The 22959-nt window shown below is 50.1% G+C and carries 19 protein-coding genes; 14 read left to right on the forward strand and 5 right to left on the reverse strand.

What is annotated here, in order from left to right:
* Positions 1-18 precede the first annotated feature (18 nt).
* From H583_RS0105265 to mglC, 6 genes are all read left to right on the forward strand, one after another.
* Positions 19-1674, forward strand: a complete 1656-nt coding sequence (locus H583_RS0105265; RefSeq protein WP_028559562.1) for a response regulator — start codon at positions 19-21, stop codon at positions 1672-1674.
* Positions 1671-3494 carry a cache domain-containing sensor histidine kinase gene (locus H583_RS0105270; protein WP_081666993.1) on the forward strand — a complete coding sequence of 608 codons (1824 nt, stop codon included), beginning with the start codon at positions 1671-1673 and terminating at the stop codon, positions 3492-3494. Before H583_RS0105265 ends, H583_RS0105270 begins: the two co-directional genes overlap by 4 nt.
* The gene (locus tag H583_RS0105275) at positions 3491-4465 is read left to right on the forward strand and encodes a substrate-binding domain-containing protein (protein ID WP_028559564.1); all 975 of its coding nucleotides are present in this window, start codon (positions 3491-3493) and stop codon (positions 4463-4465) included. Before H583_RS0105270 ends, H583_RS0105275 begins: the two co-directional genes overlap by 4 nt.
* 127 nt (positions 4466-4592) lie before the next feature.
* Positions 4593-5627 (forward strand): galactose ABC transporter substrate-binding protein, encoded by a 1035-nt coding sequence (locus tag H583_RS0105280; protein ID WP_028559565.1) that lies wholly within the window; start codon positions 4593-4595, stop codon positions 5625-5627.
* An 84-nt stretch (positions 5628-5711) separates the two neighbouring features.
* Positions 5712-7229 carry a sugar ABC transporter ATP-binding protein gene (locus H583_RS0105285; protein ID WP_028559566.1) on the forward strand — a complete coding sequence of 506 codons (1518 nt, stop codon included), beginning with the start codon at positions 5712-5714 and terminating at the stop codon, positions 7227-7229.
* A gap of 13 nt (positions 7230-7242) precedes the next feature.
* A complete protein-coding gene (gene mglC / locus H583_RS0105290) occupies positions 7243-8262 on the forward strand; it encodes a galactose/methyl galactoside ABC transporter permease MglC (RefSeq protein WP_028559567.1) in 1020 nt (339 codons plus the stop codon).
* Between the two features lie 115 nt (positions 8263-8377).
* On the opposite strand, the gene H583_RS0105295 is transcribed toward mglC, so the two are convergent.
* The 4 genes from H583_RS0105295 to H583_RS0105310 all read right to left on the reverse strand — a co-directional run bounded on the left by H583_RS0105295 (position 8378) and on the right by H583_RS0105310 (position 11898).
* Positions 8378-9088 carry a hypothetical protein gene (locus H583_RS0105295; protein WP_028559568.1) on the reverse strand — a complete coding sequence of 237 codons (711 nt, stop codon included), beginning with the start codon at positions 9086-9088 and terminating at the stop codon, positions 8378-8380.
* Positions 9072-9962, reverse strand: coding sequence for an ATP-binding cassette domain-containing protein (locus H583_RS0105300; protein ID WP_028559569.1), 891 nt, complete (start codon positions 9960-9962; stop codon positions 9072-9074). The genes H583_RS0105295 and H583_RS0105300 overlap by 17 nt, the downstream gene beginning before the upstream one ends.
* Positions 9952-10335, reverse strand: coding sequence for a GntR family transcriptional regulator (locus H583_RS0105305; RefSeq protein ID WP_028559570.1), 384 nt, complete (start codon positions 10333-10335; stop codon positions 9952-9954). The genes H583_RS0105300 and H583_RS0105305 overlap by 11 nt, the downstream gene beginning before the upstream one ends.
* A gap of 237 nt (positions 10336-10572) precedes the next feature.
* A complete protein-coding gene (locus H583_RS0105310; RefSeq protein WP_028559571.1) occupies positions 10573-11898 on the reverse strand; it encodes an alpha-L-fucosidase in 1326 nt (441 codons plus the stop codon).
* A 115-nt stretch (positions 11899-12013) separates the two neighbouring features.
* Between H583_RS0105310 and H583_RS0105315 the strand changes: the two genes are divergently transcribed.
* From H583_RS0105315 to H583_RS0105350, 8 genes are all read left to right on the forward strand, one after another.
* Positions 12014-12838, forward strand: a complete 825-nt coding sequence (locus H583_RS0105315) for an AraC family transcriptional regulator (RefSeq protein ID WP_028559572.1) — start codon at positions 12014-12016, stop codon at positions 12836-12838.
* A 532-nt stretch (positions 12839-13370) separates the two neighbouring features.
* Complete coding sequence (locus tag H583_RS0105320; RefSeq protein ID WP_028559573.1) at positions 13371-13772, forward strand: YbgC/FadM family acyl-CoA thioesterase; 402 nt, start codon at positions 13371-13373, stop codon at positions 13770-13772.
* A 20-nt stretch (positions 13773-13792) separates the two neighbouring features.
* Positions 13793-14548 carry a hypothetical protein gene (locus H583_RS0105325; protein WP_028559574.1) on the forward strand — a complete coding sequence of 252 codons (756 nt, stop codon included), beginning with the start codon at positions 13793-13795 and terminating at the stop codon, positions 14546-14548.
* Between the two features lie 82 nt (positions 14549-14630).
* The gene (locus H583_RS0105330; protein WP_028559575.1) at positions 14631-15308 is read left to right on the forward strand and encodes a response regulator transcription factor; all 678 of its coding nucleotides are present in this window, start codon (positions 14631-14633) and stop codon (positions 15306-15308) included.
* Positions 15305-16675 carry a sensor histidine kinase gene (locus H583_RS0105335; protein WP_028559576.1) on the forward strand — a complete coding sequence of 457 codons (1371 nt, stop codon included), beginning with the start codon at positions 15305-15307 and terminating at the stop codon, positions 16673-16675. Before H583_RS0105330 ends, H583_RS0105335 begins: the two co-directional genes overlap by 4 nt.
* 116 nt (positions 16676-16791) lie before the next feature.
* A complete protein-coding gene (locus tag H583_RS0105340; RefSeq protein WP_028559577.1) occupies positions 16792-19902 on the forward strand; it encodes an efflux RND transporter permease subunit in 3111 nt (1036 codons plus the stop codon).
* Positions 19903-19921: 19 nt separating this feature from the next.
* On the forward strand, positions 19922-21121 hold the full coding sequence (locus tag H583_RS31950) for an efflux RND transporter periplasmic adaptor subunit (RefSeq protein WP_051236012.1): 1200 nt from the start codon (positions 19922-19924) through the stop codon (positions 21119-21121).
* 109 nt (positions 21122-21230) lie between these two features.
* The gene (locus H583_RS0105350; protein WP_028559578.1) at positions 21231-21854 is read left to right on the forward strand and encodes an RNA polymerase sigma factor; all 624 of its coding nucleotides are present in this window, start codon (positions 21231-21233) and stop codon (positions 21852-21854) included.
* A gap of 49 nt (positions 21855-21903) precedes the next feature.
* Here the strand turns inward: H583_RS0105350 and H583_RS0105355 are convergent, their stop codons facing one another.
* Positions 21904-22890 (reverse strand): Gfo/Idh/MocA family protein, encoded by a 987-nt coding sequence (locus H583_RS0105355; protein WP_028559579.1) that lies wholly within the window; start codon positions 22888-22890, stop codon positions 21904-21906.
* Positions 22891-22959 lie beyond the last annotated feature (69 nt).

The raw sequence follows: 22959 nt of genomic DNA on the forward strand, positions 1-22959 counted from the left end.
ATAGGAGTGGCTGCTGCAATGTACAAAATACTGCTTGTAGATGATGAAATCGACGTCCGGGAGGGACTTCTGGAAGAAGTGGACTGGCAGGAGCATGGCTTCGTAGTCGCAGGGACAGCGGAGAACGGCAGAGAAGCGCTGGAGCAATGTTCGAGGTTGGAGCCGGATGTCGTCATTACGGATATCAGCATGCCGTTTATGGACGGCTTGAAGCTGGCCGCCTGGCTGCGCGAGCATCATCCGCTTGTCAAAATCATTATTCTGACTGGCTATGACGAGTTCGATTATGCCCGTCAGGCGGTCACACTAAGTGTGGACGAATACTTGCTGAAGCCCTTCTCGTCAGGGCAATTGTCAGAGCTTCTGGTCAAAATCCGCAGCAAAATCGAGGCTGAAATCGCAGAACGTGAGGATATCCGGCAATTGAAGCAGCATTATTATAACAGCCTTCCTGTGCTCAAGGAGACCTTCCTCGCCTCCTTGCTGACCCGTAAGCTGTCGGAGGAGACGATCCGTGAGAGAACGCGCAATCTCAATCTGGATTTGCAGGGATCGCACTACGCAATGCAAGTCATACAGCTACACGCCCCTGACCCGCAAGACGGCATCAGGCAGGAGCATTCTCTCTATTATTCGGATGATACGGATTTGAGGCTGTTCTCTGTGCGGAATATTGCAGAGGAAGTATGGGAGGGCAAAAAGCTGGGGAACGTCTTTCTCTATCAGGACTATATTGTGCTGCTTTCCATAAAGAAGAATGAAGCGGAGCAGCATTGGCTAAGCTCCCTGCAAGAGGCACTGGAAGGCATTATCCGGAGCGTCCAGCATTATTTGAAGTTAAAGGTGACGATCGGGGCAGGTTCTCCTGCCCGCCAACTGTCAGAGGTTAAGGAGTCATATGATGAGGCCGTAATGGCACTGGACTACCGGCTGGTGCTCGGCAGAGGGCGGCTGATTTACATTCAGGACGTAGAAAACCGCACGACACAGAAGCTTAGGCAGGATGAACTGAAGGAGCAGGCGCTGATCCGCTGTCTGAAGGTAGGAACGGAGGAAGAACTGGAGGAGGCGATAACAGACATTTTCGCCGATATTTCAGAGCTTGAGCACAGCTACAAGGATATCCAGGTCTATCTGATGGGGCTCCTGACAGCAGTGCTCAAGACCGCAAAAGATGCCGATGTGAATTTCGACCAGTGGTTCGGCCCGGGAACCCAGCTCTATATGGAGTTGTTCCGATTCCAGAGCCTGCCGGAAGCCCGGCAATGGTTCGCGGACAGATGCGGAGCGCTAATGCAGCAATTGTCCAGCCGGCGGCAGCATGCGTACAGGGAAATCATTGAAAAGGCTGTCTCCTATATGAAGGCCAATTATCAGAGTGCAGATATTTCAATCCAGCAGGTATGCTCGCATCTTCATATCAGCACCGGGTATTTCAGCTTCTTGTTCAAGAAGGAAGTGAAAATGACCTTTGTCCAGTATCTGATGCAGCTTCGGATGGAAGCGGCCAGGGAGCTGCTGCGGGCGACAGAGCTGAGGGCATTCGAAGTTGCCGAACAGGTGGGATTTGCCGATGCCAATTATTTCAGCTTTTGCTTCAAGAAGCAGACGGGTGCTTCTCCGAAGGAGTACCGGAACAAAATAAGCAGGATGGAGGCGGATGTGAACGGATGAGCAGCCGCAGCCGTTTCAGGTGGTTGGTACGGCCCTCCGAATGGAAACAGAAGCTGTTGAAGAGCAGCATCCGCTCCATAATGGCCTGGTCGTTCTCCGTGTTAATTGTACTGCTGCTGCTCACGGTGGCTGTGCTCCTTTACGATAAGTTTTCACGTACAGCCGAACAAAGCGCAGTGCTGAGCACACAGCAGATTGTGGATCAGGTCAGCTATAACTTGGAGGATTATGTAAAAGGCATGTCACGCCTGTACCGCACAATAGAGCGCAATATGCTGGCTGAAGGGCTGTGGACGGATGACCGGGTGACGCATGAGCTGGATATGATCATGAGCAGCCGGGATGATATTGTATCGGTAGCCCTGTTCGACGAGCAGGGCCGCCTGCTGCGCAATTATCCGGATGCGCCGCTGAGGAACAGTGCGAACGTGACCGGACAGAGCTGGTTTCACTCCGCTATTCGCGTTCCTGAGCATCTCAGTTTCTCCTTGCCGCATATTCAGAATTTGTATCACGGGGTATACAAGTGGGTGGTTTCGATGAGCAAGGGCATTACCATTATGCATGAGGGACGCCCGACGAATGTTATTTTGCTGGTGGATATCAATTTCCGGCAGATCGATGAGCTGTGCAGCCGCATCAGTCTGGGCAAACGGGGGTACGTCTACGTTATCGATGAAGGCGCGGGCAATATGGTGTTTCATCCACAGCAGCAGCTGATCTACATGGGCCTCAAGAAGGAAAATGTCGAACAGGCGCTCAAATCGGTGCAGCACTATTATATTGATGAATCCGAGGGACTAAAGCGGCTGAATGCGATTCAATCCATTCCCAATATCGGTTGGAAGGTAGTAGGGGTTGCCTATATGAATGAAATGCTGACCACCCGTGGCGAGCTGAACCGCTATCTTATCATCGTACTGTCCGTGGCTCTGCTGTTTGTGATGGTGATGTCCATGCTGCTTGCCGCTGTGTTGACCCGCCCGATCCGGCGCATGGAGCGAACGATGAAGGCTGTGGAAAAAGGGAATTTCAATGTGAAGCTTACGGTTGAAGGCCCGCTGGAGGTCGAGCGGCTCTCCAGAAGATTCAATCTGATGCTGGACAAAATCCGGCATCTGATGAGCCAGATTATTGTAGAGCAGGAGTCCAAGCGCAAATATGAGCTGGAGGCGCTGCAGGCCCAGATTAATCCGCACTTTCTGTACAATACATTGAATTCGGTTGTCCGGATGATCGGCATGAGCAAAAACGAAGAGGTTATTGCGATGATTACATCGTTATCCAAGTTGTTCCGTCTTAGTCTGAGCAAGGGAAAGACCGTCATTACAGTCGAGGAGGAGCTTGAGCATGCACGGCATTATTTGAACATTCAGCAGATGAGGTTCCGGCGCAAGTTCACATTTTCAATCGAGGGAGATAAGGGAGCGCTTACTTGCATGACCCTCAAGCTGGTGCTTCAGCCGTTGATTGAGAATGCGATTGTTCATGGAATTGAATATAGCGTAGATGAAGGCGTGATCAGGGTCAGAGCGGACATTCGTGAGGGGGTACTTGTTTTGGAGGTGCAGGATAACGGTGTCGGGATGCTGCCGGAGACATGCGCCAGGCTCTTGTCGGGCAGTGTTGAGCAATCCCCGGGAGCGGGAACCGGGTCGGGCGTAGCGGTGAAAAATATTCATGACCGCATCCAGCTCTATTACGGCCCGCAGTACGGCCTGGAATTTGAGAGCGAACCGGAGGAAGGGACAATCGCCCGCGTACGCATCCCTGTGCTAAGGGAGCCTATTGAAGAGCGGGAAGAGGGGGACATGGCATGAGCAAAGCGAGAACCTGGTTCACGGTATCCGGCATCTTGATAACAGCGGTCTTGTTCTTCTTCGCCCTCCGCTTCTGCACACAGCTTCCCGAGGAAACGGTACATAAAATCGCCCTCATTTCTCCTGTTCATGCCCGCGAGCTGGGGGAGGCGATGAGGCTGGGGGCAGACGCAGCTGCCAAGGAATTTGGGGTGGAACTGGTCTATATCGGCTTGAAGCAGCAGGATGGGGCTGCCCAGCAGCGAAAGGCGGTGGAGCAAGCGCTCAAGAATGATGTAGCAGCTGTTCTTATTGACCCGGCGGATAATGAAATCCTGGAGGTTATCGGAGAGCTGAGCGCAGCCAAGCAGGCGCCTGTGATTCTACTCAATGATGAGCGTACAGCGAAGGGAGTTATGGCTGCAATTTCCGTCGACAATCTGCAAGCCGGACGCAAGGCAGGTGAAGCAATGGCGGGCTTGCTGGGCGGCAGCGGAGGGGTGGCGGTCATCGGCTCGGAGCTGGATGACCCGGATCTGGCAGCCAGGGAGGCCGGACTGCGTGAGGCCATTGCCGGTTATCCGGGCATCCGGGTCGCCGATAGGGCCGTATGCGGAAGCTCTCATGATGCATGCTGGCAGGCGGTGATGCAGATGCTGGGCCGTTCTGCCGTAGAAGGGATTATTGCGCTGGAGGAAGCGGCTTCGCTGGGAGCTGTGAAGGAGGCACAGCGCCGGGGTATTGCCGGGACGCTCAAGATTGTGACCTTTGGGAATGAATTTGAGCAGCTGGAGCTGCTGCAGGATAACCTGATTCAAAAAACAGTCGTTCAGAGCGGCTTTAGCGTCGGCTATCTCGGCGTTAAGCAGGCGGTCGCCCTATTGAACGGCGAGCGGGTGAACAAGCTGACCAGGCTGGATACGAGAGTCATCGATTCGGACAATATGTTCTGGATGGATAACCAGAAGCTGCTTTTTCCTTTTGTGGAGTGACCCGTATTATCCGAAATATTCATTTCATGAGAATTTTAATAGAAAACAGCAGAATTTTGAATTCGAACTAGGCGCTGCATCCTGCATAATAACGGTAAGCCAATTTTAAAAGGAGGTCATTGAACAGATGAGAAAATGGATGTACGCGGCTCTTGCGGGCGCCGTATTGCTGACGGCAGGCTGCAGCAGCGACACGGGTGGCAAGGGACAAGGAGCTTCCGGTGGAGACGGGACCCCAAAAGTCGGGGTGGCCATTTACAAATACGACGATACCTTCATGACCGGGGTGCGCAATGCGATGCAGAGCGCGGCAGGGGGCAAGGCAACCCTGGATATTGTCGACAGCCAAAACTCACAACCGACGCAAAATGAGAAGGTCGACCTGTTCATCTCCAAAAAATATAACGCCATGGCAATCAACGCTGTTGACCGTACAGCTGCAGGCGTCATTATCGACAAGGCCCAAGCGGCTAATATTCCCGTCGTTTTCCTGAACCGCGAGCCCATGGCCGAGGATATGAACAAGTGGGATAAGGTGTACTATGTGGGAGCGAAGGCTGAAGAATCCGGTACGATCTCCGGACAGCTCATTGTTGACTACTGGAAGTCACATCCGGAGGCGGACAAAAACGGGGACGGCAAGCTCCAGTATGTGCTGCTCAGAGGTGAACCGGGCCATCAGGATGCGGAGCTGCGTTCCAAGTTCTCCATCCAGGCGATCAAGGATGCAGGGATCGAAGTCGAAGCGCTGGCGGATGATACGGCCATGTGGGACCGTGTAAAAGGGCAGGAGAAAATGCAGGCATTCCTCGCTGCGCATGGCGATAAAATCGAAGCTGTGCTGGCTAATAACGACGACATGGCGCTTGGAGCAATCGAAGCGCTGAAAGCAGCCGGTTATTTCACAGGCGATAAATTTATTCCGGTTGTCGGTGTTGATGCGACTGCTCCAGCTATTCAGGCGCTGCAGGACGGCACATTGCTCGGTACGGTGCTTAATGATGCGAAAAACCAGGGTGCGGCAACGGTAGCTCTGGCTTCCGTACTCGGCAAAGGCGAGACGCCAAGCAAGGAAAATACGGGCTACGACCTTATTGACGGCAAATACGTATGGATCGCTTACAAGAAAATTACGAAGGACAACGTCTCGGAAGCGCAATAGGAATAGAGAAGGGGCAGCGTTCAAGAAATAGGCGTTGCCCCTTTTTATTTCAATCAGGAAGTCCATAAGAAGGGAGGAAAGTCCATGACGCAGCAGTATGCACTTGAGATGAGGAGCATATCCAAAGCATTTCCGGGCGTTCAGGCATTAAGCGATGTCACCTTGAAGGTCAGGCCCGGAACAGTCCATGCGCTGATGGGTGAGAACGGAGCAGGCAAATCGACCCTGATGAAATGCCTCTTCGGCATTTACCGTCCTGACGCGGGTGAGATTTATATTCAGGGCGTCCGCAAGGACATTCATAGTTCGCGCATGGCAATGGACAACGGTGTGGCGATGATTCATCAAGAGCTACATCCGGTCCCTCACCGCAATGTGATGGAGAACATATGGCTCGGCCGTTTCCCTATGAAGGGCTTCTGGCCTCTCCAGTTTGTGGATCACCGGCGGATGTATGAGGAAACGGTCAAGCTGTTCGCAGACCTGGAAATGAATATTGACCCGCTGGCCCGAACCGGATCACTGTCTGTCTCCAAGATCCAATCCATTGAGATCGCCAAGGCCGTCTCCTTTCAATCCAGAGTTATCGTAATGGATGAGCCGACCTCGTCGCTCACAGGCAATGAAGTCGAGCAGCTCTTCAAAATTATTAACCGGCTTCGTGACCGTGGCGTATCGATTATCTATATCTCTCACAAAATGGAGGAAATTCTCCGTATTTCTGATGAGGTGTCCATTATGAGAGACGGCAAGCCCATAGGAACCTGGCAAGCAGAAGAGCTGACCACCGACCTGATCATTACCCGCATGGTCGGACGCGACCTCACGGAGCGCTACCCGGAGCGTCTTCATCAGCCGGGCAAGGTGGTCATGGAGGTGGATAGGCTGTCCTCGCCAAATTTGAAGTCCTTTCAGGATGTCTCTTTCTCGCTGCGCAAGGGCGAGGTGCTGGGAGTAGGCGGTCTTGTCGGCGCACAGCGGACAGAGCTGATCGAGGCACTGTTTGGCCTGCGCGCGATCTCTGGAGGAACGATCCGGATTAACGGAAAGAAAGTTCGGATCAAATCACCGGCGGATGCGAAGAAGCAGCGGATTGCCCTCTTGACCGAGGAGCGGAGAGCGACGGGAATTTTCCCTGTGCTGTCCATCTATGAAAATACGATCATTGCCAATCTCACTCGCTACCGCTCGGCTTTTATTCTGCTGAATGAACGAAAAGGGCGGCAGGAGGCGGCGGCACATGTGGATAAGCTGCGCACAAAGACTCCATCGGTGGATACGCCGATACGCAATCTGTCCGGCGGCAATCAGCAGAAGGTGCTGCTGGCGCGCTGGCTGCTGACTGACCCGGATATTCTGTTGCTAGACGAGCCGACCAGGGGCATTGATGTAGGCGCGAAATACGAGATTTATACGATCATTACCCAGCTTGCCCTTCAAGGGAAGAGCATTATTATGATTTCGTCCGAAATGCCGGAGCTGATTGGCATGTCGGATCGGATTATGGTGATGAGTGAAGGGCGGCTCACCGGGATTGTAGACAGCAGGCAAGCAACGGAGCAGGATATTATGCGGCTGGCTGCACAGCAGCGCAGAGCATAGCAGGAGGGGAACCATGAATCTGCATGTATTCTTTAAAGTGAAGGACTATTTGATGAACCGGGCGATTTTTGTCGTCCTGGTGCTGCTTGTGATCGGAATTGCCATTGCCGATCCGAATTTTCTGGCGTTTTCCACGCTGCGGGATATTTTGCAGCAGTCATCCACCCGCGCCATTATTGCACTTGGGGCTGCCTTTATTCTGATTACGGGCGGTGTAGATCTGTCGGCAGGCAGAGTAGTGGGGCTGACGGCAGTCATCTCGGCATCCTTGCTGCAACTGGATACGTATGCGAACCGTTTCTTTCCGGATTTGCCGCAGCTTCCGCTTTGGATGCCCATTGTCATCGGGATTGCCGCGGGTCTCGTTGTCGGTCTGATTAACGGCATCATTGTCGCCAAGCTTCACGTACCTCCATTCATCGCAACGCTGGGGACGATGGTCGCGATCTACGGGGTCAACTCTATTTATTTCGATATGGACCCGAATAACTCACAGCCGATTGCAGGACTGAGGAAAGACTTCACGAGTATCGGCTCCGGCTCAATCCCGCTATGGGGAGATTACTCGATTCCGTTCATTGTAATTATTGCGATCGCTGTTGCTCTCATCTGCTGGGTCATCTTCAACAAAACACGGCTGGGAAAAAATATGTACGCCATTGGCGGCAACATACAGGCGGCCCATGTATCAGGTATCCACGTCGCCCGCAATATTATTATGATTTACGCCATTGCCGGTGCCTTGTACGGACTGGCCGGGGTGCTGGAGACAGCGCGTACAGGGGGAGCAACGAATAACTACGGCAATATGTACGAGCTGGATGCCATCGCCGCTTGTGTTGTTGGCGGTGTATCCACGGCGGGCGGAATCGGAACAGTGCCGGGCGTGATGGCGGGTGTGTTGATTTTCGGTGTTATCAACTATGGTTTGACCTTTATCGGCGTCAGTGCCTATTGGCAGCTGATTATCAAAGGTCTGATCATTGTGGCTGCCGTTGCCTTCGATATTCGTAAATATATGGCGAAAAAATAAGTGTGAGGCAAGAGGGAGACCGTTCGGATTGCCCGATGATACTCAAAACCAAAGATGCCTCCAAAGCCGTATGAAATGCGGCGAAATGGAGGCGTCTTTTGTAACCTATCCTGCTTTATTTCATTTTAATGGTGATGCTTTTCGTAAATGCACGTATGATCCACAGCACCAGGGCGATCAGCAGAAGCGTGCCAAGGATGGAAATGGCCAGGGAAAGTTCCCAAGGGCTATGGGGGTTGAACATTTTTGTGATACTTTGTTCAAACCCGGATTCTCCCCAGAGCATGCTTAACATGATGACAATCAGAGCAGCCCCCAGAATGGAGAGGTTTTTCCTGAGCATATCGTATCCGTAAAACATCGTTGCGATCAGCCAGCCGGTTAAATAATAGCAAATGATATTCAAACTGTATTCCGCAATTGCTGCCAGGGCCAAACCTGATGAGCCAAAGAAGCTTACGGACTCCGCCGCCGGGAAGATGAAATTCTCGATGGAAGCAATAATGGCAGCTATGATCATGATCGCAAAGGATACAAGGACCAGGGCAATCGCCGTACCGAAAAAGTAGTCCCTTCTCGTCACGCCGTGTCTGACAAAAAAGGTAAGAAAGCTGCCCGTAGCCGAAATGGCATATATGAGACTGAAAATTTTGGCGGGGCGGTAAATAAAGGCCATAAAACCGCTTGGTGTAAAATCATTCGTTGTAAAAATGCTTCCCAGCACGATGTAAATAATACTTACCACAACGATAAACCATGCAGCAACAGAGAGATGATATTTGGCTGAATCAGACGCTACCTGGGCGATTCTATTTTTGAACGTCATCCGTATCCTCCTCCTCGGTCAGATGGATAAATAAGTCCTGCATCGACACGTTCCCCAGTTCCAGTCCCAGCTTTCTGGCTTCCTTGTGCTGCATTTCTGACAGTTCTCCGTAGATCCGGACGGATGTCGTGCCGCCTAGCTGCCGGGTACTGAGTCGTTTCATTCCACGTACGAAGTCTTCGACAACCTGTGTTGCGCCAGTGACCGACACGCCAAGCTCAAGAAATTGATCCGAGCGCTCCTGCATCAGCAGCCGCCCTCTTTTAATGATGATGATTTCCTCAAACAGATAATCCATCTCCGAAACCAGATGGGTAGACAAGATAATTGTGCGCGGATGTCGTGCATGATCCTCCAGCAATTCTCTATAGAAAATCTCACGCGTAGGCGCATCCATGCCGACATAGGCCTCATCGAAAATCGTCACCGGACAGCGGCTTGCAAGCCCGATGGTCACATTGAGCGCAGATTTCATGCCGTTGGACAACTTCTTGACCTGTTTATCCCGCGGAAGCTTGAATTGCTTGACCAGATGCTCCGCATAGCTGCTGTCAAAGTTCGGCCTGTAACAGGCAGCGGCATCCAGCATATCCTTCACCTTATCCGACTCTTCACTATAATCCGTATTGTAGGATAGGGCTACCTGGGACATCAGCTGCGAATTCTCAAATACTTCCTGCCCTCCGATTGTAACGGTACCCGTAGATGGCTTCCTGTAGGCAGCCAGAAGAGAAAGCAGGGTTGATTTGCCTGCGCCATTGCGTCCGAGCAGTCCGTAAATTTTCTCTTCCTCCAGACGAAAGCTGATATCCTTCAGCGCCTGGAAATTCCCATAGGTCATATTGACCTGATGGAAAGCTGTTTCATAGCTCATTTCTGCCACTTCCTTTCACTTGTTTCATCAGTGCAATAATGTCGCTCTCCGATATGCCCAGTTTGCCCGCCTCCTGCATCATGGGCACGATGTATCCGTCTACAAATACATCCTTGCGCTGCTCAAGCAGCTTCTGCTTGGCTCCTTCAGCTACAAACATTCCGACACCCCGTTTCTTGTAAATAATCCCCGCATCCACGAGCAGGCTGATTCCTTTGGAGATCGTTAAATGATTGATTTTATAAAAATTGACAAGCTGTGTTGTGGACGGAATCTGATCCTGCTCCCTGAGTTGGTCATTCACAATCTGATCCTCAATCCGTTCTTTAATTTGCAAAAATATCGGCTTATGTTCATCAAATGGCATACTCAAAAGTTCTCACCGCCTCAGTCGCCCTTTTTGTTATATGGTTATATAGTTATGTATATAACCATACAAGAAATGAATTCAACCGTCAATAGACACGAAGTAAAAAAGTCTGGACCGGGAGGCCAGAGACGATTTCGTACTGGCGTGGCGTAACACTATTTACTTATATATTGGCGTTGTGTCCGGGCTGAAAAAAACGAAAGAACCCGCGAAGGTTGCGGGTTCTTTGATCCGGATCATTTAATTGGGTTCGATTAGTTCAAGCTTGATTACGGTATTCCGGGGGTCAGGGAGCGGATAGCTGAAATGCTCAGGCTTCGCAAAATTGACAAAGGCAGCACTTGTATAATCCGCTGTATTCCAAGGTTGGCTGATCTGCAGCTCGGAGCCGTCCGAGAGCAGGCGCGCATGCTTTACTTTGCCGGCAAGTCCGGGGAAACTTATGGCTCCGATGCTCTCCTCAAAGACATGGGCATATAGCGTATTGCCGCGCTGTGTGTAGCGCCCCCAGTCAGGTTTCGGTAAGCTGGAGGCACCGCAACCATAAATGCTGTCGCTATTAAGGCTCATCCATTCCCCGACTTCAGCAAGAATATCCAGTGATGCCTTGGGGATGAGCCCTTTTGCATCAGGGCCGACATTGAGCAGCAGGTTCCCGTTTTTACTGACGCATTCCACAAGCTTGCGGATAACCGTTGTTTGAGATTTGTAGTTATGATCCGCTGCCGCATAGCCCCAATTGTTATTCAGGGTCACACAGGCTTCCCACGGAATCGGGACTCCGTCCTTGCGGGTCAGGCCGCCGGGAGGGATCGTCTGCTCGGGAGATGCGAAATCACCGGAGTATAACGTCGGATTATCGGTGTAGATGCTGCTGACATGGCTGTTGCTCTCCAGACGGTTGTCGATAACAATATGCGGCTGTATCTCGCGAATCATGCTGATCAGTTCGGTGGCCCGCCACTTCTCGCCGCTCATCTCGCCATATGAGAAGTCGAACCACATAATGTCCAGCTTCCCATAATTGGTGATCAGCTCGCGCACCTGGCCGTGCATATAATCGACATAGCGGCTGAAATTATCCGGATCCCGCTGGAAGGCTTCGTTCGCGCGCATCGGATGAAAGTCATCGCCGTAAGCGGGATAGTCCTGATGATGCCAGTCAATCAGAGAGTAATAGAGGCCGACCTTCAGCCCTTCCTCCCGAAAGGCGTCGAGGAACTCGCGAACCAGATCTTTGCCGGCTTTTGTCCGGGTCGCTTTATAATCGGTCAGCTTGCTGTCGAACAGGCAGAAGCCGTCATGGTGCTTTGCGGTCAGGACAGCGTATTTCATGCCGGCCTGCTTCGCTGCTTTTGCCCATTCACGCGGATTGTAATGAACAGGATTGAACTCATCAAAGTAAGTCTGGTATTCTTCAACGGTAATATTCTCATCTTTTCGTATCCATTCGCCTCTGGCTGGGATCGCATACAATCCCCAGTGGATAAACATGCCGAAGCGGTCCTTGCGGAACCACTCTGTACGTTTTTCTCTCTCTTCAATCAGCTTGGATGATGCTGTCATGGAATCGGCCTCCCGTAGTTGGAATGCCTTTGATTTTAGCAAGCTTGTGATAGAATAGACAGATAGATGCCTAACCTGTAAGGGGAGAAAATTAACTTTAATGAGGAGCCGCATCATGAACCATAATACTGGCAATATGGCAATTCAGCAGATGGTTGCCAACATGCAGGTACAAGTATGGGACGCGAACAAATCCCAATGCTGGCCGGAATGGCAGGAGCTTGATTATACGCCCGCCTATAATAAATTTTATTATATTTTGGATGGGGAGGGCTGGCTGAAAATCGGGGACTATGAGCTATGGCCCACGCCGGGGCAGCTCATTCTGATGCCTGCCTATATGCAGCAGTCTTACTCAACGATCAGTGACAGGCCATTCCTGAAATATTGGTGTCATTTCTCTGCTACGGTAGGCACATCCGATGTCTTCCAATGGCTGAAGGTTCCATATTGCTTTGATGATATGGACCCGGACATCATGGCAACACTGTTCGGAGAGCTCGTTGATGCTTACAAGCAAAGCTCGGTAACGGCAAGGCTCAAGGAGAAATCAGTTCTGCTGGATCTGTTGTCCCGCATTATCGAGCAGGAGCCGCTGCAAATCATGCAGAGCAAAACCGACGAAATGGAACGTTTGTCTGCCATTCAGCAGTATATCGACAGCCATCTCCATGAAGAGGTAACGGTTGAGAGCATGGCCGCTGTTTTGCATTTGCATCCGAATTACTTTATTAAGTACTTCAAGCGGCATTTTGGCATACCGCCACTCAGGTATATCAATCTGAAGCGGATGGAGCGCGCCAAATTTATGCTTCAGACGACCTCTGCAAGCATCAAAGAAATTGCTTTGTCGTTAGGGTTTGACGATGCCAATTATTTCTCCAAAACATTCAGGCGGGAGACGGGCTACCGGCCTACGGAATACCGTTTGAGAATGTGAGAGATACAGAATTCAGTGCTTGACACCAACTTTGGTGGGAGCGCTGCGAGCAAGAGGGGGGCTTCCGATCGCTGTTGTCCCCGGATTTTAACCGCCTCACCGGTTGAAATCCGGGGACAAAGGCGAACGTTTCACTTCTCCAGCCTCCCTCTTCCTCTCCGCTTGTTCGACGTTAGGCTATCAAGCACTGATTCTTAGATTGAGCCAAAAATGGTATAATTTTGATAATTTTAACATGGTTAACGTAAGAGTCATGCTTTTAGGACTGTGACAACGACAGCAGAATAAATCTCCTCCTATACGAAACTTCATTTATACCATCACGGCATCTGTCTAACGATCAGATGCCGTTTTTTATAAAACGGATTGCCGAGTTCATTGAATCGTTTATCCATGAAGATCCATTCGCAAAACAGAGTTCATTGCAAATTTAGGAAATATTAAAGGGGAGTTCTGTTGTCAGGCGCCATTGCGGTAAGTTAAAATACAAAAGATTCCCAGCATGGGCATGAGACCGGAAAGGAAGAGAAACATGACAACTGCGTCACTTACCATTGTAGTCCGTTCCACGGAAATTGATGTGAACGGGCATGTGAACAATGCCAAATATCTGGAGTACCTCGAATGGGGTCGGGAGGAATGGTACGAGAAGGCGGGCCTTTACTATCAGGTGCTGCGCGACCTTGGCGTATTGACCGTCACCGTCAACATCAATATTAATTACCGCAAGGAGTGCGTACAGGGTGAGGAACTGACGATTAGGACTTTTACCGAGAAGGTCGGGAACAAGAGCTTCGTTCTTCGTCAGGAAATTGCGAATGCAGCGGACGAAATTTGTATCGATGCGCTGGTTACTTGCGTAACAGTAGATACAGAGTCCCGCAAGAGTGTTGCTGTACCTGAGCGGCTTCGCGAGATGTTCAGCGGGCAATAATTTTGGGGAGGACGTTATAGATGAAGAAACATAAGATCATTCTTGTGCTTATGGGGCTGGCTTTACTTTTATGGGGCTGCAGTTCAAGCACGCTTGTTGAGGTCGTGGAAGGGCCGGATACACTGGCAGAAGGCGGACATTACAAATTGGGAGGGGCAGGTATCAAGCCTAATTTCCTCCGTTCGTTTGACTTTAGTGAAGGGGAGCTGATTGCGGAAGATTTGTTTGATGAGGAGTTGCTGCAATATGTGCCGGTGCTGCCTGCCAACGAATGGCTGCCTTTTGAGTTTCCCAAAAGACTGGCTTATTCAACCTCTTACAGCAAGCCTGGGGATGATAAATTATACAACCAGTTGCAGCTTACCTATTTGCCGGAAAAAAACGCCACGGGTGATTTTTTTGTCATTCGTATCAGCGAGGCGCCACAAAACCCGATGGAGAGCAAGCTGCCGCCACTTGGCGTCTCCAAAGACGACTTTGGCAATCTGGTAGAGGCATATCCGGGAGAAGCAGCATCACCGATTGTGCATCATAGAATAACAACCGCCAGCTCTTATACCTATCATTATTACGGGACGGATGAAGAGAATGATCAAGTGCATTTAATTACGACAACTGCTAATGAAGTAAGCTGGTATGAGAATGGTCTCTACTATGAGCTTGCATATCCGCCGACCAGCAGCGGCGCGAAGCAGACGGACCGGGATGCTCAAGTCCTTGGACTTGCTATGAGAATGAGTAGTGCAAGTGCAGGAATTGATAAACAACACAACTAGAAAAAACTTGGAATCATAAGCCAATTTGTTGGTTGTGTTTTAGAAATTAAATCTATACCAACACACTATAGGAGGAACCAACGTGGCAAAAATTTTGGTCGTGGACGATGACGAGGATATACGCGAGCTAATCCGTATTTATCTGGCGGGAGAAGGCTATTCGGTAACGGAAGCAAGCGATGGTGTGGAAGCCATGGAGATCATTTCGAACGTGCAGGCGGATCTGGTTATTCTCGACATTATGATGCCTCATATGGACGGCTGGGAGCTGTGTGAGCGGCTTCGTCAGGACTACCCAGAAATGCCAATGCTGATGCTGTCCGCCAAAGGGGAGACACAGGACAAGCTGCGCGGCTTTCGTCTCGGGACAGACGATTACATGGTCAAGCCCTTCGATCCGCTGGAACTGGTCATGCGGGTCAAAGCATTGCTCAAGCGGTACCGGATCCAGGCCTCGATGAAGGTGCAGCTCGGTCAGGTGGTGCTGGACAAGCAGCGTTATGAGGTGGAGTGGAACGGAAGGATGATTACACTTCCTCTTAAGGAGTTTGACCTGCTGTTCAAGCTAGGGAGCGCACCGGGGAAAATTTTCACCCGCAATCAGCTTATTGACCAGATCTGGGGTGCTGATTTTGACGGCAATGACCGGACGGTTGATGTACATATCAAGCGGATCAGGGAGCGGTTTCCCGATGAGGAAGCGCCTTTCATCATTGTGACTAAGCGCGGGCTAGGCTATAAACTGGAGATGAAGCCATGATCAAGACGATTTACGTCAAGGTCGTCTTGACTTATCTGGCCGTAACCGCGTTGGCACTCATTGCGGCCTCGTTCGTGATTGCCCTGTCCTACCAGAAATATATTATTAATTCCGAGAATGAAAATCTTATCCGCAATGGTCATGATATTATCCGCATGTACAAGGAGAAGGGAGTGGAGGAAGTCAATTCCGTGCTGCTCGGCATGACCTATTTTAATACCTTCCGCATTCATATCTATAATAATAAAGGAGCACATATCTATGCGGCCGGCGGGCAGGAGAAGCAGCAGATCGAGCCGGACACCACGGAATTTCTGGATACCGTATTGTCCGGCCAAAGCTACCGAAGCAGCAAGGGATTTCTGGTCGGACTCCCGTTCGAGGTTGAAAATTTGCCATATGCACTGATCCTGGAATTCCAACCCGGAATTCAGGGGCAGTATTATGAATTTGTGTTGGTCAGCATGCAGGTGCTGGCACTCGTATTCGGGACACTGCTTATGGGCGTTGCAGCCAGATATCTGGTCAAGCCGCTGCGGGCAATGAAGCGTGCGGCCGAATCAATTGCCAAGGGGGATTTCAATATTTCCTTGAAGCTGGAAAACCGCAAGGATGAGCTGGGCGAGCTTGCCCAGAGCTTTCACTATATGACGCATGAAATCAAGCAGCTGGAAAATATGCGCCAGGCATTTGTATCCAATGTATCTCATGAGATCCAATCCCCGCTCACCTCCATTTCCGGGTTTTCCAAGGCGCTTCAGCATCAGCAGGTGTCGGAGGCGGACAAGAACCGTTATCTGGCGATTATTCAATCGGAAAGCGAACGGCTTTCCAGGCTTTGTGATAATCTGCTGCGTCTGGCCTCGCTGGATAATAACAGCGCCCCGGTCAGCACGGAGTCCTATGAGTTGGATGAGCAAATCAGGGAAATTATTTTATCGCTGGAGCCGCAATGGTCGGAGAAGGAGATCGATATTGACATTCAGCTGCCTCCGGTCCGCATACAGGCCAATAAAGACCAGCTCATTCAGGTGTGGACGAATCTGATAGGCAACAGCATCAAATTTACACCCCATGGCGGGAAAATTATGATTACATGCAAAAAAAGAGTTGACCAGGTCGAAATCAGGATCGCCGATACGGGCATCGGTATTGCTGAACAAGATTTAAACCGGATATTTGACAGGTTTTTTAAATCAGACCGTTCCAGAAGCAAGACCAAATCCGGCAGCGGGCTGGGTCTTGCGATTGTCCGTAAAATCATTCTTTTGCATAAAGGTTTTATTTTTGTCAAAAGCAAGCCCGGTGAAGGAACCACATTTACTGTTATCATTCCTGATTATTCCACTGAAATCAAAGATAATTGAGAATTTTTGTCACAATTTGTTCAATTATTTTGGAAGATCCAATTAACCCTGGTTCATACTCCGTTCATATTGCAGCGCTATAATGAGCGTAAATAGATAAGAGGAGGGTAAACCGGTTGAATGGATTAATCAGTTTTTCCATGAGAAGAATAGCAGCCATGATGATCATGATTGCACTTCTTTTTGGGGTAGGACTTTTTTCGGGATCTTCATTGAAAATGGAGATGATGCCGAACATTAAAGCCCCTTATGTTTCAATTACAACTACATATGCAGCTTCACCCCAGGATATCATGAATGACATCACCAAGCCGATTGAAGAAAGAATCAACAATGTGCAGGGCGTTGAGCTTATCACATCGGTCTCCAGTGATAATGTCTCCAATGTCATGGTGAAGCTGATAGAAAGCGAGGATGAAGAGGAGAAAAAGCGTGAGATTGAAAGCTTGCTCTCTGATCTCTCCTTGCCTGAAGGTGCGAGCAAGCCAAAGGCTGCAACATTCGGCTTTTCCTCATTCCCTTCGTATTACCTGGCATTGAATGCCAAAGATATGAGCCAGTTAGAGCTTGACAAGCTTTATAAGGATATTATCAAGCCGGGCTTTGAGTCAATCAACGGAATTGACCATATCGATTCTGTCGGCCAGCGGGAGACCAAACTCGATATCCAGTTGGATGTTGATGTGTTGAATTCCTACGGACTGACTCCTTCAGAGGTATCGCAAGCCATTAGAGCAAATCTGGCAGACGGTGCAATCGGTACAGTTGAATTCAATGGGCAGACCCAGATGGCGCGTATTACCGGCGACATGAAAAGTTTGTATAACTTTAAAAATATGGAGATTATGAACAGCAGCGGTCAGATCGTGCTGCTTGGTGAAGTAGCCGATATCAAGGCGATTACCGACTCGGAATATATCTCTCGCATGGACGGCAATGTTGCGATCGGCATTAACCTTTACAAAACAGGTGACGCCAACGTCGTGGATTTCTCCGCCCAGGCAAAAAAGATGATTGAGCAGTGGGAGAAGCAGTACCCGGGAATCTCATTCAAGAAGATTTATGATTCTGCAGATGAAGTTAAAAGTTCACTCAGCGGCCTGCTGCGCGAAGGGATCATCGGTATGATACTGGCAGCGGCGATGATTTTGTTCTTCCTGCGCAATGTGCGGATGACATTGATTGTGCTCGTCTCCATCCCGTTATCGATTCTGCTGACGCTGATTTTAATGCATGCCTTTAATATTACCCTGAACATTATGACGCTAGGGGGCATGTTCATTGCCGTCGGACGGATTGTAGACGACAGCATCGTAGTTATTGAGAATGTGTACAGCAATCTGGAGAAGGCTCAGGAGCGGAATGAATCCGTCGTCCTGATGGCAACCAAACAGGTTGCAATGGCCATTACATCCTCCACACTCGTAACCGCAGCTGTATTCCTGCCAATCGGCCTTGTATCGGGTGTTATCGGACAAATTTTCCGACCGTTTGCGATTACCGTATCTTGTGCGCTGCTGGCATCATTGCTGGTCGCTTTGACCGTTATTCCAATGCTGAGCAAGCTGCTTGTATTGAAGAAAGTAGGCAAGGGCGAGCATTCTGAGCATACGGATAGCAAACTTAATCGCTTCTATAAAAAAGTATTACTGTGGAGTTTGACTCACCGTGTAAAAACGATTGTGTTTTCTATTATCTTCTTCCTTGTAAGTATTATTGGAACCGTACCGTTTCTTCCGCTCACTTTCATGCCGGAAGGAGAAGGCTCCAAGCAGATCAGTTTCAATATTAAGCTTCCTTACGAAACCTCGCTGGAAAGCACGGATTTGCAGGTTCAGCAGATAGAAAAACTGCTTCAGGAAGCCAAAGATCCAAATGGAGATGCGCAGTTTGTATTCTATCAATCACTGGTAGGTTATGACGGTACTAGCAACAAGGTTCCGTATATGGCCCAAATTGTGGCCGAGGTGAATGAGAATTCAAGCGGTGAAGAAGTACGTCAGGAATATGTGAAAAAAATCAATACCATGCTTCCAAAAGGCTCGGAACTCAAGGAGGACTCACTGGGCGGAGGCGGTGGCTTCGGTACGACGGACTTCTCTTATGCGCTTCAAGGGGATAACCAGGAGCAGCTTGAGCTGGGGGCCCAATTGGTCATGGATAAGCTCAAGGATTTCCCTGAACTGAATGGTGTGAAATCTACGATGGGCGATGCCAAAAAAGAGGTCAATATTGCAGTTAGCCAGACAAAGGCCCAGCAATTCGGGCTGAGCACTGCGCAAATTCAAACCGCTGTCCGCTCTTGGATTTGGAAGGAAAATCTCGGGGACTTGCGTTTTGACAATGTAGTGTACAAAACAACTCTGCAATTGGCCGAGCATCATAAAAACTCATTGGAACAGCTCGGAAGAATTCCGATTCAATCTCCGACAGGACAGACCGTCTATCTCAATGAAGTGGCGGACATTAAAGAAGTACAGGCGCGGGTAGCCTTGAATCGTGAAGACTTGAAGCAGCATGTCAAAATTACGGCGAGTATCAAATCGGAAAACAAAGCGGCAGTCAGTATTCAGGTCAGCACAGAGCTCGCCAAGCTGCAGTTGCCGGAAGGCGTGAATACGCAGGTGAGCGGTGTAACCGATGATATTATGAAGAGCTTTACCGAAATGTTTGTGGCGATGGGAATTGCCATAGGTATTGTTTATCTGATCATGGTATTGGCGTTCGGGAATGCCAGCACGCCATTCGCGATTTTGTTCTCTCTGCCGCTTGCGGTGATCGGGGGACTCATTGGACTACTGATAACGAGCGAGACACTCAACGTCACGACGCTGATCGGATTTATGATGCTGATCGGTATCGTAATTACGAACGCCATTGTATTGCTTGACCGGGCCCAGCAGCTTCTGCATGAAGGCATGACGGTCCGAAACGCTATTGTAGAGGCCGGTATGGTAAGGCTTCGTCCAATTATTATGACGGCCGGAGCGACAGTAGCCGCCATGCTTCCACTGGCTATCGGCTTATTCCACTCGGATAGCGGCGGTGCATCGCTTGTATCCAAGGGACTTGCGATCGTCGTTATTGGCGGCTTGATATCTTCGACCTTGCTGACCCTCGTCGTTGTACCGGTTATCTATGAGACGCTGGAGCTGTGGAAGACGAAGCTCTCGGACTGGAGCAACAGGGACCGCAAATCAGCCAAAAAAGCCAAGGTGGAAGTATAAGAAGGGGGAACAATCGATCATGAACCGAAAAGCAAGGCCTTTTCATTATAAATTGAAAATTGTTACGTTACTGGTGGCGGCTGCGATTCTTGCAGCCGGCTGCACAAACGTGCCGGCTGCCGAAACGCAAAATGCGGCTGCCGAGCAAAATGCAACCAAACAGGTGAAAATTGAACAGGTAGCCCGGCACAGCATGGGCGATCCGCGCGAGCAGATCGGAGAAGTAGCGGCTGCCGTGAAGTTCGACATGATTACGAAAGCAGGCGGGGAAGTTGTCGAGCGGGTCAAGCAAAACGGCGATCAGGTAAAAAAAGATGATGTGATTGCAAGACTCAGCTCTGAGCGTGTTGACACGAAGCTTGATAGTGCCAAAACACAGTTGAAGCTTTCTCAAGAAGCTCTTGCAGCAAGCAAAAAATCAATTCAGGTAGAAAGAAATGCGTTGCTGAATCAAATCAAGGATGCAGAACGTGCCTATAAGGAAATTCGTATGACCCAGGATGATGAGGCGGCTGAAAAAGCGGCGGATGCCGTGAAATTGCTCAAGCAGAAACTATCTGTGATGGATACCGCCAATAGCAATACGACTTTGGAAGCACAAGTGGCTAATGCTGAAGCCACACTCAAGGACACGCAGATCGCGCTCAGCGACTATGTCATCAAGGCTCCGTCCGACGGCGTATTGACGAATATGTCTCTCCGTGAGGGAATGTATCTTCAGACCGGTGAAGTCGTCGGGGTTGTACAGCGCACAGACCGTGTCGTGATTCAGGTGAAGCTGACCGAGCAGGCGGCTTCACTCGTCCGGGGCAAGCAAGAGCTGGTATTCTACACCCCGGACCACAGGGACACCAAGCTGAAGGCGAACATTAATTCTCTCGACACGTTTGCGAATCCGAAGACCAGAATGTATGCGATGGAGCTGGAAGCCGATAATCCGGGCGGCATCATCAAGCCGGGAGGACGTGTGCATGTCCAGCTGACGACAGAAGATGAGGAAAACGTTGTTGCCGTTCCGTCGCTCAGTATCGTTCGTGAAGGCGATGAAACCTTCGTCTATGTCGTGAAAGGCACAAAAGCGGAGAAGCGCAAAGTACAGCTCGGACGCCTGAACGGAGTCTATCAGGAAATTATTTCAGGACTCTCCGAGAAGGAGCAGTTGGTTACAAGCGGACAGCATCAATTGAAGGATGCTGATCAGGTTGAAATTATAAGTTAAATGAGCAGGGCAGGGTGCAACGCTAGCTGTATCCTGCCCTGTAATTAAATTGGGACCCGACTCAGGACTGGCTGAATCGGCCAGGGCAGCACAAAAAGGAGGGGACGGCTTGAAAGCGGATATGGAACGATTTGAACAGGCAGTAGCGCCCTATTTAACTGACCTGCAGGGCTACTGTTCCTATTTGACAGCATCCGGGTGGGATGCGGAGGATTTATATCAGGAGACCATGCTCCGGCTGCTGGGGCATTTTAAAAAGACGGGCAAAGTAGCTCCTTCCAAGAGCTGGATCATTACGGTAGCCCGAAATATATGGATTGACCAGCATCGCAAAAATAAAGGCCTTACGGCAACTGTGCCGATTGAAAATATGACGTTTGTCGTCCAGTCGGTCGATTATGTATCGATCCGTATCACATTGGAGTGGATTACGGAATACTTGTCCGACAGGGAAATTCGCATGCTCATTTTGTATGAGGTATACCGGTATACGTATAGAGAAATTGCAGAGGCCCATTCCTGTACAGTATCGACGGTGAAGATGGTGCTGTACCATGCCAAGCAAAAGCTGAAGGTTGCTGTAGAAAGCGGCAAACTGCAGGATTACCCTGCAGCCGCCCCCGCTTTATTCGGCTCCTCCGACAGCAAAAGAAACAGGAAACCGATCAAGCGTACTTATCAGATTGATTACTGGACTCAGAAATTGGTCCATTTTGATGCTGGTATTATGTAGCTCAGCAAATCACAGATTCCCGGGCCGCATTCGGCTCTCATTTCATGCATTAACGGGCATCAGCAGGATAGATCAGCCCGATCTGGCGGCGGATTTCATCGATCCATTTGATGGTGAGCAGTGAGTTGCGGTGGCTGTTATTGGGCGACTGCTTTTCACCATTTTCCACAAGTCCGATGAATTCCTGCACCTCATACATCATCGCCTGCTCCTGCTGAGGTACCGAAAGGTTCTCGACAGTACCGTCGCGGTATTGAATTTCAACGTTGCCAAGCTCGCTGATTTTGTCCAGCACAATGCTGCCAAGCTCGCCCTGGATTTCAGAAGGCAGGCTGGAAGCAGAAATTTTGGAGTGCATAATGACAGCTTGCATGTTCGGATATGTCGCTATGACACTGCCTTCGCCGTCGACGCCGGACTCCAGCATATAGGCGGATGCCTGGACAGATTGGGGCTCGCCGAACAGGACAATCATCGGATACAGGCAGTAGATGCCCAGATCCATCATCGATCCGTTGGAATATACCGGATTGAAGGCATTCAAAACGGTGCCGTTCTTATACGCATCGTAGCGCGATGAATACTGGCAGTAACTCGCCGTATACCGGCGGATCGGACCGATCTTGTGAAGATTGTCCTGAATGGCCTTGAAATTGGGAAGCAGGGTGGACTTCATCGCTTCCATGAGGACAGCGCCGCTTTCGGCAGCCGCATCAATCATGGCCTGAACTTCCCGTTCATTTGAGGCTATCGGCTTCTCGCACAGCACATGTTTGCCGTGCCGGAGCAATATGATGGCCTGCTGGGCATGGTAACAATTCGGGCTGGCAATATAGACCGCATCCAGCAGATCACTTGCGGCCATAGTCTCCAAATCCGTGAACACATGATCAGCTCCGTGACGGGCGGCAAATTCAGCTCCACGCTCCTCTGTACGTGAATAGACGGCAGTGAGCTGGAAGGAATCAACCAGCCTTGCAGCTTGAATAAATGATTCTGTGATCCAATTCGTTCCGATCACTCCAAATCGAACCATCGGGCAATTCCCCTCTCTCATGATGGAAGATAACAAGTATCCCGTGAAATCAGTACGGATGACTTTCCG

The organism is Paenibacillus pinihumi DSM 23905 = JCM 16419, from assembly GCF_000422505.1.
In the GTDB taxonomy this organism is placed as follows: domain Bacteria; phylum Bacillota; class Bacilli; order Paenibacillales; family Paenibacillaceae; genus Paenibacillus_D; species Paenibacillus_D pinihumi.

Coding starts and splice junctions, on each gene's coding strand:
- H583_RS0105265 (WP_028559562.1), top strand. CDS start 19: ATGTACAAAATACTGCTTGTAGATGATGAAATCGACGTCCGGGAGGGA.
- H583_RS0105270 (WP_081666993.1), top strand. CDS start 1,671: ATGAGCAGCCGCAGCCGTTTCAGGTGGTTGGTACGGCCCTCCGAATGG.
- H583_RS0105275 (WP_028559564.1), top strand. CDS start 3,491: ATGAGCAAAGCGAGAACCTGGTTCACGGTATCCGGCATCTTGATAACA.
- H583_RS0105280 (WP_028559565.1), top strand. CDS start 4,593: ATGAGAAAATGGATGTACGCGGCTCTTGCGGGCGCCGTATTGCTGACG.
- H583_RS0105285 (WP_028559566.1), top strand. CDS start 5,712: ATGACGCAGCAGTATGCACTTGAGATGAGGAGCATATCCAAAGCATTT.
- mglC (WP_028559567.1), top strand. CDS start 7,243: ATGAATCTGCATGTATTCTTTAAAGTGAAGGACTATTTGATGAACCGG.
- H583_RS0105295 (WP_028559568.1), bottom strand. CDS start 9,088: ATGACGTTCAAAAATAGAATCGCCCAGGTAGCGTCTGATTCAGCCAAA.
- H583_RS0105300 (WP_028559569.1), bottom strand. CDS start 9,962: ATGAGCTATGAAACAGCTTTCCATCAGGTCAATATGACCTATGGGAAT.
- H583_RS0105310 (WP_028559571.1), bottom strand. CDS start 11,898: ATGACAGCATCATCCAAGCTGATTGAAGAGAGAGAAAAACGTACAGAG.
- H583_RS0105315 (WP_028559572.1), top strand. CDS start 12,014: ATGAACCATAATACTGGCAATATGGCAATTCAGCAGATGGTTGCCAAC.
- H583_RS0105320 (WP_028559573.1), top strand. CDS start 13,371: ATGACAACTGCGTCACTTACCATTGTAGTCCGTTCCACGGAAATTGAT.
- H583_RS0105325 (WP_028559574.1), top strand. CDS start 13,793: ATGAAGAAACATAAGATCATTCTTGTGCTTATGGGGCTGGCTTTACTT.
- H583_RS0105335 (WP_028559576.1), top strand. CDS start 15,305: ATGATCAAGACGATTTACGTCAAGGTCGTCTTGACTTATCTGGCCGTA.
- H583_RS31950 (WP_051236012.1), top strand. CDS start 19,922: ATGAACCGAAAAGCAAGGCCTTTTCATTATAAATTGAAAATTGTTACG.
- H583_RS0105355 (WP_028559579.1), bottom strand. CDS start 22,890: ATGGTTCGATTTGGAGTGATCGGAACGAATTGGATCACAGAATCATTT.